This is a genomic window from Bacillus sp. FSL E2-8887 (genome assembly GCF_038007205.1).
Taxonomy (GTDB): Bacteria; Bacillota; Bacilli; order Bacillales; family Bacillaceae_G; genus Bacillus_A; species Bacillus_A mycoides.
In genome coordinates, this window is the sequence record NZ_JBBOWS010000001.1 from 612,310 (window position 1) to 624,653 (window position 12,344).

The window sequence follows — 12,344 nt, forward strand, 5'->3', positions numbered from 1 at the left end:
ATTTTCTCTTTGGAGATGAGCTGTATTTGGCAATGTTGGAGGAACAACGGTTTCTTTTATAGAAACAAAACCGAAATCCGAGCCCGGATTTCGGCTTTTCGACGTGTGATGAATTACGAAAAAAGAGCTATCCTATAAGTTGGTTTCACTTACTTATAGGATAGCTTCTTTATTTTGAAACAAACGGATGCTTTTCATAATAAAACCGCCATGGATAGTGAACGGCTTCTTCTGCATAATCAATATTAATACGAGCGCCAGCTATTATGTTATGTGTGGATGATAAATGGTCTTCTTCAGGAACTAATTCAATATGTAACGTATCACTTTGAAGTGATACGCCGCGCTCTTCTAAAGTGATTCCGAGCGCGCGGCATAGTTTTCCGGGGCCATTTGTTAAGTTTTTATACTGAGCTTTCGTAATGTCAGTTTTGTTGTAGCGCGCTAGTTTCATGTCTTCGATTCCATCTACAGGTTCAAGAGCACGAATGAGAACTCCTTGCGGGATGCCGATTGGTGCTGTAATTACGTTAAAGCAATGATACATGCCGTAAATTAAATATACGTAAGCATGTCCTGGTGCGCCGAACATTACTTCTGTTCGATCAGTCCGTCTGCCTCCGTAACTATGAGCGGCCTTATCATCTGGACCTTTGTATGCTTCTACTTCTACAATAATTCCGCTCCGCTTTATGCCGTCTACAATATGAACGAGTTTATGTCCGAGTAACTTCTTTGCGACCTCTAACGTATCGCCTTCATAAAAAGAAGGAGGTGCCTGCATTGTACTATCTCCTTTGCCAGTTGTATATGTATATAGTAAACCAAATTTTCAGTAGTAATTCTAACTCGTTCTATTTACTACATTTATTTCATAAATTATGGATAGAGTACAACAGCGAAGAGGGGGAGTGCGACATGATTTATCGCTTACTAGCTCTTAATATAGATGGGACACTACTATACAACAACGGAAAAATCGCAAAAGGGATACGAGAAACAATTGACTTTGTGAAAAGAAAAGATGTATACGTTACATTATTTACGAATCGTAATTTTCAATCTGCTCATAAAATAGCGAAGGCGTTAAAATTAGATTCTATATTAGTTACGCATGGCGGTGCTTTCGTTTCAGCATCGTTAGATAAGCCGTTCGCTCAAAGGAGATTATCTGAAGAGAAAACCTTTAATATTGTGCAAGTGTTAGAGCATTTTGATTGTAATGTTCGCATTTCTCATGAACGATATTCAATTGGGAATCGTGAGAGAAATACACCAAACTTAATTGCGCGTACTGTATTATCAAGCGCAGATCCGTTATTTTATCCAGTTCAATTTGTAGATTCGCTAGGGGATGCACTGCGTGATCATCCAGTAGCTGCGCCAAAAATTGATATTGTTTTCCATACGAAAGGTGAAAAAGAAAGAGGGATGAATACGTTAAAAAAGGCATTTCAAGATGTAGAGTACGTCGAGTGTGATGAAAGACATATAGAAATTCTCCCTCAAAATGTATCAAAACTACGTGGTTTACAATTACTTGGGGAGCATTTAAATATTAACCTTAGTGAAATGGTTGCGATTGGAGATAGCATAGAAGACTTAGAGGTAATTGAAAATGTTGGGCTCGGGGTAGCAATGGGGAACGCCCCTGTAGAATTAAAGCAGGCGGCGGACTGGATTACACGTTCTAATACTGAGAACGGCGTAGAGTACATGATTAAAGAGCATTTTCGTAAGCAATTCCCGCTTCCTTTTTTAAAGAATCATAAACATACACCGAAACGATGAAAGAAAAACGTAGCTTTTTGGCTACGTTTTTTTGTTGAACTTATTAAAATGAATGAAAACGTTTTAGATTGTGAATTGTGTATGGAATCTATACAATTTACTTGAATACTCTAGGAAACTGTTGTAAAGTGGATGATGTTGCCAAAGTAGTTACACCATATGAAATATTCTCCAGGTTAATTTTGTTGAGCTCCAAACGCAAAAAACACTTCCGCATGTTAGTTTAGTTCACGTATTATCTCAAAAATGGATTGTAGTAATTTTATTAATGAGTTGTAGAGTTTCTTTGTTTTATTTAAATGGATTATTTTAAGTTAATGTGAGTAAGACTTGGTACATACGAAATGTACTTCTTTTTGTGGTTTTAGGAAGTTTAAAAGGGGGAATGAATTTCTTGAGGAAATCATTTAATCAAAAATTTAAAAAAGTAAGTAGTAGTTTTATAGTTGTATTACTAATATGTATGAATTTTTTAATCCATTTACCATTTAAAGCAGAGGCAGCTACAACAGAATTAAAAGGTTTAGGTGATGTATCTTATTACAACGCCATCATTTTTGGAGATCATAGTGCAACGAGTGCGGATATTGAGGGTGCAATGGCTGTTCAAAAGAACATGAACGCATCAAGTTATACAGTCGTAGCGGCTGCAACTGGAGCAAACAACTTAGCTGGAGCAACATGGAAAGATGAAGGATATCCATCATTATTACTAGGTGGTCAATTTACGAAAGCGGGAACAGGACAAGTAATTATCCAAGATGGAACAGTGGCGATGACAAAAGATGGCGACCCAGAAGGTGCAATGAAATCATCTTATGACCGTATCTCTTATAAAGAGCAAGCAGAGATTGATGCCAAGTTCAAAGAATTTAGAAAAGACGTTGATGGTGTAATTGGAGATGCGAGTCAATTACATACTGATAAACCAAAACCTAATATGAGCTTTGGAATCGGTGAAGATGTAAACAACCCTAATATTTACGTTTCTTCAGGCTTAACAGGAAAGAAAATATTTGATGTAAAAGATGTTTATCTTCCGAATGTAAATAACAAAGACTTTATTGTTATTTATTCAGACGCAGAAGAAGTGAATTTTGGTAGCGGTGCAATTTTGTACGATACGAGAAATACTGGGATGGCAACAGACTTAATTAATACATCTCAAGCATATGACCCTAATTCAGCTTTTACTGAGTTAGCTAGTAAAGTCATTTGGGTGTTCCCTAATGCTACAAAGATAACAACTAAAGGTTATGGTGTAGTAGGTAGTGTGTTTGCGCCTAATGCTGTTGTAGAGACAAAAGGTGGTTCTATTAACGGACAAGCCTATGTTGGAGGATTACACCAAAGAGATGGATTTGAGGTTCATAACTTTAAATTTAATTGGCCAAAGTGGAATAAGCCAGTAGTTGAAAAAGGAAACTTACAAATTAAAAAAGTTGATGCAAATGATGAAAATATTGTTTTAAAAGACGCAAAGTTTGATGTTATAGACAAAGATAATAATGTTGTGGCTACTGTTACAACGAATGAAAAGGGTATTGCTGAAATCAAGGATTTACCACTTGGTGACTATTTTGTAAAAGAAATAAGTGCACCAGAAGGATATATAAAAGTTGATACACCAGTAAAAGTAACAATTGATAGTACAAACGTAATTGAAATTGTTATGAAGAATACGAAAAAAGTAGAGAATGGCCAATTTAAATTATTGAAAAAAGATAGTGAATCTGGTCAACTTCTACCAGGTGCAAAATTTGATGTTATAGATAAAGATGGAAATGTTGTTGAAACAATTATTACAGATGGTAAAGGTGCAGCTTTATCAAAACAACTTCCAGTTGGAACATATACATTAAAAGAAGTTGAAGCACCAAAAGGTTATGAACTATCATCTAGCTCAGTTCGTGTTGATGTAGCTGCTAATAAAACAGTGACTGTAGATGTGTTGAATAAAAAAATCGCTGAAAAAGCTACAGGCCAATTTGAAATCGTAAAAGTAGATGCGAATGATAAAACGAAGCTATTATCGGACGCAGAGTTTGAAGTGTATAAAGATGGTGAAAAGGTAGATACGTTACGAACAGATAAAACAGGTAAAGTCATCTCTGGAAAATTAGAACCAGGAAAATACACGTTAAAAGAAACGAAAGCACCAAAAGGATATAAATTACTAAAAGAAGAAATTGAAGTCGTTGTGGAAGCAAACAAAGTAGTACAAGTACAAGTAGAAAATGCGAAAGAACTAGGAAGCTTACAAGTAATCAAAAAGGATGCAGAGAGTGGAAAAGTTCTAGAAGGCGCAGAATTCAGACTGAAAAACGAAAATGGTCAAGTAGTTGGAGAAGCGAAAACAACGAATAAAGATGGTGTTGTGACATTCGAAAACTTAGTGCCAGGTAAGTACACGCTAGAAGAAACGAAAGCGCCAGAAGGCTACAAAGCGGTAGAATTAAAAGTGGAAGTAAATGTTGTAGCAAATGAAGTAGTAAAACAGGAAGTAATGAACGAAAAAGTTCTGGGTCAATTTGAAATCGTAAAAGTAGATGCGAATGATAAAACGAAGCTATTATCAGATGCAGAATTTACTGTGTATAAAGATGGTAAAAAGGTAGCAGAGTTGAAAACTGATGAGAGTGGAAAAGCGATGTTACCGAAATTACCATTAGGTGAATACACAGTGAAAGAAACGAAAGCACCAGCAGGTTACAAGATTTCAAATAAAGAATGGAAAGTAACAATTCAAAATGAGAAAGAAGTAGTAAAAGTAGAGGCAGAAAATGAAAAACTCTTGGGCTCTCTACAAATTATTAAAACAGATGATAAAGATCAAGCGGAACGTTTAGCAGGCGCAGTATTTACATTGAAAGATGCTAAAGGAAATGTTGTAAAAGAAAAAATTACAACAGATAAGTCTGGAACGGTTAAAGTAGAAGGACTAGTACCGGGTGAGTATACGTTAGAAGAAACAAAAGCACCAGAAGGTTATGAGTTAACAAAACAAGTAATTCATGTAACAGTCGACGGTGAAAAAGTTGTTGATGTAAAAGTAACGAATAGTAAGAGCCTTGGTCAATTTGAAATCGTAAAAGTAGATGCAAACGATAAAACGAAGCTTTTATCAGACGCAGAATTTGAAGTGTATAAAGATGGTAAGAAAGTAGAGATGTTACGAACAGATAAAACAGGTAAAGTAATATCTACGAAATTAGAACCAGGAAAGTATACATTAAAAGAAACGAAAGCACCACAAGGATATAAGTTGTTAAAAGAAGAAATTGAAGTCGTTGTGGAAGCAAACAAAGTAGTACAAGTACAAGTAGAAAATGCGAAAGAACTAGGAAGCTTACAAGTAATCAAAAAGGATGCAGAGAGTGGAAAAGTTCTAGAAGGCGCAGAATTCAGACTGAAAAACGAAACTGGTCAAGTAGTTGGAGAAGCGAAAACAACGAATAAAGATGGTGTTGTGACATTCGAAAACTTAGTGCCAGGTAAGTACACGTTAGAAGAAACGAAAGCGCCGGAAGGCTACAAAGCGGTAGAATTAAAAGTGGAAGTAAATGTTGTAGCAAATGAAGTAGTAAAACAAGAAGTATTGAATGAAAAAGTGAAAGAAAAAATCACAGGTCAAGTAGAAATTACAAAGATAGATGCTAATGATACAGAGAAAAAATTAGAAAGTGCAGTGTTTGAAATTCTGAAAGATGGAATAAAAATAGACACATTAACATCAGATAAAAATGGTAAAGCAACTTCGAAGAAACTGGAACCAGGAGATTACGTTTTAAAAGAAGTCCAGGCTCCAGAAGGATATAATTTATCTGATAAGGGAATTGAATTTACGATTTCTAATGAGAAAGTAGAAGTTATAAAGCTTCAAATTACCAATGAAAAAGAAACAGGAAAAGGTCCAGAGAAACCAGGTGGAGAGACAGAGAAACCAGGTGGAGAGACAGAAACACCAGGTGGAGAGACAGAAACACCAGGTGGAGAGACAGAAACACCAGGTGGAGAGACAGAAACACCAGGTGGAGAGACAGAAACACCAGGTGGAGAGACAGAAACACCAGGTGGAGAGACAGAAACACCAGGTGGAGAGACAGAAACACCAGGTGGAGAGACAGAAACACCAGGTGGAGAGACAGAAACACCAGGTGGAGAGACAGAAACACCAGGTGGAGAGACAGAAACACCAGGTGGAGAGACAGAAACACCAGGTGGAGAGACAGAAACACCAGGTGGAGAGACAGAAACACCAGGTGGAGAGACAGAAACACCAGGTGGAGAGACAGAAACACCAGGTGGAGAGACAGAAACACCAGGTGGAGAGACAGAAACACCAGGTGGAGAGACAGAAACATCAGGTGGAGAGACAGAAAAGCCAGGTGAAGGAACAGAAAAGCCAGGTGAAGGAACAGAAACACCAGGTGAAGGAACAGAAACACCAGGTGGAGAAACAGAAACACCTGGTGAAGGAACAGAAACACCAGGTGGAGGAATAGAAAAACCAGGTGGGGAAACAGGAACACCAGGTGAAGGAATAGAAAAGCCAGGTGAAGGAACAGAAAGCCCAGGCGAAGAAGTAGAAAAGCCTAACTTACCAGAAAAAGAACAAGGCGGTTCTAACAATCAAAAACTTCCAGCTACAGGGCATGATATGAATTATCTTCCATTCTTCGGTGTTGTTCTTCTATTATTAGGAATACGTTTAAAATTTATGACTAAAAATAGTTAATAGATGTATAAAAGGCAAAAGAGATAATATTATCTCTTTTGCCTTTTAGGTTAATACAGAAGGATTAAAGTAAAAACATCTATATTTAGTTATAAATGTTTTTAAGCTTCAATCACGTTAAGCATTCTGTTTATAAATGCAGCTGCGTGAGCACGTTGTGATGGTCCTTTTGGTACGAATTGATTAAATTCGTTACCTTTTACAATTCCATATCCATACACTCTTTGTACTTCTTCTTTAGCGTAAATTAAGTTTTGGTCTACGAATGGTAGTTCAACTGGTTTTGCGAAAATACCAGCGTGTTTTAGAGAACGATCAATCATAATAACAGCTTCTTCGCGTGTAATTGTAGTATTTGGATCAAAGGTATTATCACCACGTCCGCGGATTATGCCTGCGCTTGCTGCACGATTAATACCGTCTCTTAAAGATGGATGTACTTGTTCTAAGTCTGTGAAATTAGCATTTCCACTTGGTAATTGTAAAGCACGAGTAATTAATGTAGCAAATTCAGCACGCGTTACAAGACGTTCTGGGAAGTACTTGCCGTTCCCTTCTCCTTGCATAATGCCTCTAGCTGCTAATTGACGAATGTCTTGTTCATACCATCCACCTGTAATGTCATCAGTTACTGGATCTTTTCGGTTTTCCTTATAGTATGTTTCAGTTCCTTTTAAGAAAGCATCCCATTGTCCGCGTTGAATCATATACGCAGGGCAATTTTTTCCTGACCAAAATTGGTGTTTTTGGACCTTATCTAGAGAAATATTTAATTCGTTCATTAAATAAGCTGCTAATTTACGGGCATTCTCTACCGCTTTTTCATAGTTTCCATCTTGATTAACGGCAATTTCAATTCCGATAGATTCATAGTTTCCAGTTTTATTTCCAGCATGCCATCCAACTTCATTTACTGGAAGATGTTGATAAATTTCTTTATCATCTACTGTGAAATGCCAAGATGCGGCGCGATCAGCTGTTCCGCGTGCTTGACTATCTAAGAATTTTGCGTGATTTAGAGCATTGGCACCTTTCGCTGGATTAGCCGTTTCGTGAATCGTAATATATTTAGGGACCATCGCGTAGCCAGGGCGAATATCGTCATTTCCTTTTGGGACAATCATTTCTTTAAATGTAACGCCATAAATATTGTTTGTTTGTAGAGTAGCTGGAGCTCTCAATAAACTACTTTTAGCAGAACGACCGTTTTTTAATAATGAAGCTTTTGTACCTTCAAATGTAGCAGAAGGTGCATAAATCCATTTTGATGTTTCATTTATTTGGACTTTAAACCAATTTCCTGCTTGTTCAGTAGGAATAATTACTTGAGGCTGTAGTTTACCCTCTTCTTTAAACGTTTGGAATGGTAATGAATGTATGGAAGCTTCTTCTTTCACAATTAATTTTTGATTAGATAGTTTATGAATCTCTTGAACTTCTAAGCTATTATCATTGTTATTTATCCACCCAGCGCCAGCTGGAGTTGTTATGTAGTATGCATTCCCTTTTTTCTTTGTCGCCGTTACGACTTGTTCTGTAATCTCGATATTCGATTTGTTTTTTAAATCATTCGCGGTATATAATGAATGTTTTTTTGATGTGTATAGTAGGAATTGGCCAGTAACCTCGATATCTTCTTCATGAGTACTATGCTCTTTCACATGCTCTTTGATACTTTTAAAAACTTGATCCTCCGTATATACTTCGGCGGATTTTTCAGCACTCTCTGCAAATGAATAAGTAGGTGCAAGAACAGTTTGTAATGCAAGAGAGAGAGTTAAAACACTATAAAATTTCTTTTTCATATTTTTTTTAACACATTAGATTATGGAATCTAGTGTTAACATTCCTCCTTTATATATTGTATTTTCACTATGTATAGATTTTCGTACTAATAAATTTTAACAAGAGAAAATCATGATGTCTATATACATGAGCGATATTCATAAAAAGAATTATTTGAAAAAATGTAAGAGAAACAGGTAAAACCTTCTGTATTGACCTTCAAACGCCCTTCAAGTAAACTAAAGAGAGTTTGCAAATGAAAAGGTGATAATGTTGTTAATTTCAATTAAAACGTTACAAGATGATCGTTTTTTACGTCCGCTACAAAATATTGGCGGTTTATTTTTTGAAGAGAGCACGATAGGGTTTGAGAAAGAAGAAGCAAATCTTATCGTTGATATACAGATAGAAGGTAATGTGACAGCAACGGCTCGTTTAACAGATGTTGCAACCGGAAATGTATATGAAGAAACATTCGCAAAAGATTTATCTGCTTTCACAGAAGAAAAAGAACGTATGAAGCAAGTGAAACATGTTGTTTCTTACGTATATCTTTCTGTACTTCAACAGCTAACTGGACTTGAACAGAGCTGGGGAATATTAACTGGGGTACGCCCAACGAAACTTCTTCACAAACTGCTTCAAAATGGTATGTCAAAAGAAGAAGCGCATAAAGAACTTCGTGAAAGTTATTTAATTCATGAAGAGAAAATTGAACTTCTTCAGCGTATTGTTGATTGCCAATTAGCGGTTGTTCCGGATTTATACCGTTTGAAAGAAGAAGTAAGTATTTACATCGGTATTCCGTTTTGTCCTACAAAATGTGCGTACTGTACGTTCCCGGCTTATGCAATTAACGGACGCCAAGGATCAGTTGATTCGTTCTTAGGCGGGTTACATTATGAAGTTCGTGAAATTGGTAAGTTTTTAAAAGAAAAAGGTGTTACAGTTACGACGATTTATTACGGCGGCGGTACACCGACGAGTATTACAGCAGAAGAAATGGATATGTTGTATGAAGAAATGTACCAAGCTTTCCCTGATGTGAAAGATGTACGTGAAGTAACAGTTGAGGCAGGTCGCCCAGATACGATCACACCAGCAAAGCTAGAAGTGTTAAATAAATGGAATATTGACCGTATTAGTATTAATCCGCAGTCATACCACCAAGAAACACTAAAAGCAATTGGACGTCATCACACTGTAGAAGAAACGATTGAGAAGTATCATTTAGCACGTGAAATGGGAATGAACAATATTAATATGGATTTAATTATTGGTCTTCCTGGTGAAGGATTAGACATCTTTAAGCATACGTTAGATGAAACAGAAAAGTTAATGCCAGAATCGTTAACAGTTCATACGTTATCATTTAAACGTGCTTCTGAAATGACGCAAAACAAACGTAAATATAAAGTAGCAGGTCGCGAAGAAATTACTGCGATGATGCATGAGGCGGAAGAGTGGACGAAGAACCATAATTACGTACCATACTATTTATATCGTCAAAAAAATATTTTAGGTAACTTAGAAAACGTTGGGTATGCAATACCGACGCAAGAAAGTATCTACAATATTGTTATTATGGAAGAAGTACAATCGATTATCGGACTTGGTTGCGGGGCATCAAGTAAATTTGTTCACCCACAAACAGGAGCAATTACACACTTTGCGAATCCGAAAGATCCAAAATCATATAACGATGGCTTCGTGAAATATACAGAAGATAAACTGAAAATTTTAGAAGAGCTATTCGTGTAAGAAGAAGGGGGTTGTTCCGGTTTGGAACAGCCTCTTTTTATATTGTCAGTTTTTGTCGGTAAGTCGATATATTCGAAACATAGCTGATATAAATTGAGTTGCGTTCGATATATTCAAAAAATCGCCGATATAATTTCATTTACCATCAAACGGTCTATATGTAAAACTATGTCGATAATAATCAGAAAAATTAGTCAGATTATTAGAGGACAATGTCTACTTATAGACGAAATGATAGATTTATGAAAGAGAAAAGGGGGAAATTGTTGGCATGTACATGACGATAGGGAGAATTTTTGATTTGGCAGTTGGCAAATATCCGAATAAAGAGGCGTTAGTAGAACCAGAAAAAAATATTCGTTGGACATATAAACAGTGGGATGAGCAAATAAATAAAACGGCGCAAGCTCTATTGAAAGAAGGAGTAAGAAAGGGAGATTGTGTATCTGTTTACCTATATAACTGTCGTGAATTTGTAAACGTTTACTTAGCCTGTGCGAAAATTGGCGCGATCTTCAATCCAATTAATTTCCGCTTAAAAGCAAAAGAATTATCGTATATCCTCCAAGATGCAGCCTCGAAAGTAGTTGTCTTTGAAAAAGCAGTCGAATCAACAGTTACTATGATTGAACGAGATTTTCCAAATTCGTCTTTTTGGTACGTGGAAGACGATGCACCTTCCTATGCTAGTTCTTACCATGAAAAAGTAAATGAAGCATCAGCTGAGAAAGTAGATATTGTAGTCGATGAAATGGATTTTTGTTCTATGCTTTATACGAGCGGAACGACTGGTTATCCGAAAGGCGTACTACATCGCCATCGTGATATGGCTGAGCATAGTATGATTTGTACGTATTTCATAAAATATAACAGGGATAGCGCCGGGCTTGTGGTAGCACCTTTATATCATTGCGGCGAGTTAAATGCTGGAATCATACCGCGCATTCAAGTTGGCGGAAAGAATGTTATTTTACATCATTTTGATACGGATAGAGTATTACATACCATTCAAGAAGAGAAGATTACGACGTTTTTTGCAGCACCGACGATGTGGAATATGTTACTGCAAAAAGACCTAACTAAGTATGATTTAACTTCAATGAAAATCGGTGTATACGGCGGAGCTGCAATGGCACCGGCGCTAGTGAAGGAATGTAAAGAGCGCCTTTATATTGATCTTGTCCAAATTTACGGAATGACAGAAATGGGACCAGTTGTTGCGTTTCTCGTAGAAGAGGATCAAATTACGAAAGCTGGTTCAGCAGGAACACCGTGCTTTAGCCATGAAATTCGAATTGTGAAACCGAACGAAGATGGACCAGCAGAGCCAGATGATATGTTGCCTCCTTATGAAGTAGGGGAAATTATTTTGCGCGGTCCAACTATGATGGCTGGATATCATAACCGAGAAGAAGCAAATGCAAAATCGATGTATAAAGGCTGGTATCATTCTGGTGATTTAGGATACTTCGATAAAGACGGCTATTTATTCGTTGCAGACCGCGTTGATGATATGGTAATTAGCGGTGGCGTAAATATTTATCCTCGCGAAATTGAAGATTTTCTTCATAGTCACCCTGGTGTATTAGATGTTGCAGTACTTGGTGAGCCAGATGAACTATGGGGAGAGCGTGTCGTGGCTGTTGTTGTAAAGAAAGATGAAGCGATTACAGAAGAAGATTTAGAAATATATTGTAAAGAAAGTGATGAATTAGCAGACTATAAACGTCCACGTCACTATTTATTTGTGGATGAACTGCCTCGTAATGCGAGTGGAAAATTACAAAAATTTGTCCTGAGAGAGTCGTTAAAAGGCGCAAAACAATAGAGAGTAGAGCAGTTGTCTATACGAATAAAGCTATCTTTTTTAATAAGAAAAGATAGCTTTATTTTTTTGGAAATGATTGAAAAAATGGTGTGTATCTTCTATTTAAACTCTCCTTTATTCTTATATAAAAATATCTTTTAGGAGATTGCATTTTGCTTATAAATGTATGTAATCCGCTTTAAATAAGGGTTTTGTGAACTTTTTAGGTGGATTTTATAGATGTTAAAATAATAAATTTAGTAAGAGTGGAATAAATTTATTAGAGGAGAATTATCGCTGAAAGATAAAGAAAGTCAGTCATCAGATGACCGTATGAATGAAGTGGTCATTTAGTATATTTTGGTAGCATGAATATAGTAACAAATTAATATGTAAATGAACAGTCTTGTAATGTGTTTTTATTAGTACTAATATTTATTGTTGGCTGCGGAAAACAAGAAG

At 36.5% G+C, this 12,344-nt stretch carries 6 protein-coding genes; 4 read left to right on the forward strand and 2 right to left on the reverse strand.

The features are described from left to right. Positions 1–169: 169 nt before the first annotated feature. The gene (locus NSQ08_RS02930; protein ID WP_061689552.1) at positions 170–784 is read right to left on the reverse strand and encodes a DNA-3-methyladenine glycosylase; all 615 of its coding nucleotides are present in this window, start codon (positions 782–784) and stop codon (positions 170–172) included. 134 nt (positions 785–918) lie between these two features. Between NSQ08_RS02930 and NSQ08_RS02935 the strand changes: the two genes are divergently transcribed. Together NSQ08_RS02935 and NSQ08_RS02940 are read left to right on the forward strand one after the other, a co-directional pair. Next, positions 919–1,791, forward strand: a complete 873-nt coding sequence (locus tag NSQ08_RS02935) for a Cof-type HAD-IIB family hydrolase (protein ID WP_256485616.1) — start codon at positions 919–921, stop codon at positions 1,789–1,791. Positions 1,792–2,176: 385 nt separating this feature from the next. Beyond that, complete coding sequence (locus tag NSQ08_RS02940; RefSeq protein ID WP_445685391.1) at positions 2,177–6,529, forward strand: MSCRAMM family protein; 4,353 nt, start codon at positions 2,177–2,179, stop codon at positions 6,527–6,529. 101 nt (positions 6,530–6,630) lie between these two features. On the opposite strand, the gene NSQ08_RS02945 is transcribed toward NSQ08_RS02940, so the two are convergent. Next, the gene (locus NSQ08_RS02945; protein WP_012260394.1) at positions 6,631–8,334 is read right to left on the reverse strand and encodes an S-layer homology domain-containing protein; all 1,704 of its coding nucleotides are present in this window, start codon (positions 8,332–8,334) and stop codon (positions 6,631–6,633) included. Between the two features lie 250 nt (positions 8,335–8,584). On the opposite strand from NSQ08_RS02945, the gene NSQ08_RS02950 reads away from it, so the two are divergent. Continuing rightward, a complete protein-coding gene (locus NSQ08_RS02950; protein WP_340771338.1) occupies positions 8,585–10,075 on the forward strand; it encodes a coproporphyrinogen III oxidase in 1,491 nt (496 codons plus the stop codon). A 271-nt stretch (positions 10,076–10,346) separates the two neighbouring features. Next, positions 10,347–11,903, forward strand: coding sequence for a fatty acid--CoA ligase (locus tag NSQ08_RS02955; RefSeq protein ID WP_340771341.1), 1,557 nt, complete (start codon positions 10,347–10,349; stop codon positions 11,901–11,903). The last annotated feature ends 441 nt before the right edge of the window (positions 11,904–12,344 follow it).

Excerpts from the sequence above, each read along its gene's own strand:
- NSQ08_RS02950 (WP_340771338.1), top strand. The coding sequence starts at position 8,585 with ATGTTGTTAATTTCAATTAAAACGTTACAAGATGATCGTTTTTTACGT.
- NSQ08_RS02930 (WP_061689552.1), bottom strand. The coding sequence starts at position 784 with ATGCAGGCACCTCCTTCTTTTTATGAAGGCGATACGTTAGAGGTCGCA.
- NSQ08_RS02945 (WP_012260394.1), bottom strand. The coding sequence starts at position 8,334 with ATGAAAAAGAAATTTTATAGTGTTTTAACTCTCTCTCTTGCATTACAA.
- NSQ08_RS02955 (WP_340771341.1), top strand. The coding sequence starts at position 10,347 with ATGTACATGACGATAGGGAGAATTTTTGATTTGGCAGTTGGCAAATAT.
- NSQ08_RS02935 (WP_256485616.1), top strand. The coding sequence starts at position 919 with ATGATTTATCGCTTACTAGCTCTTAATATAGATGGGACACTACTATAC.
- NSQ08_RS02940 (WP_445685391.1), top strand. The coding sequence starts at position 2,177 with ATGAATTTCTTGAGGAAATCATTTAATCAAAAATTTAAAAAAGTAAGT.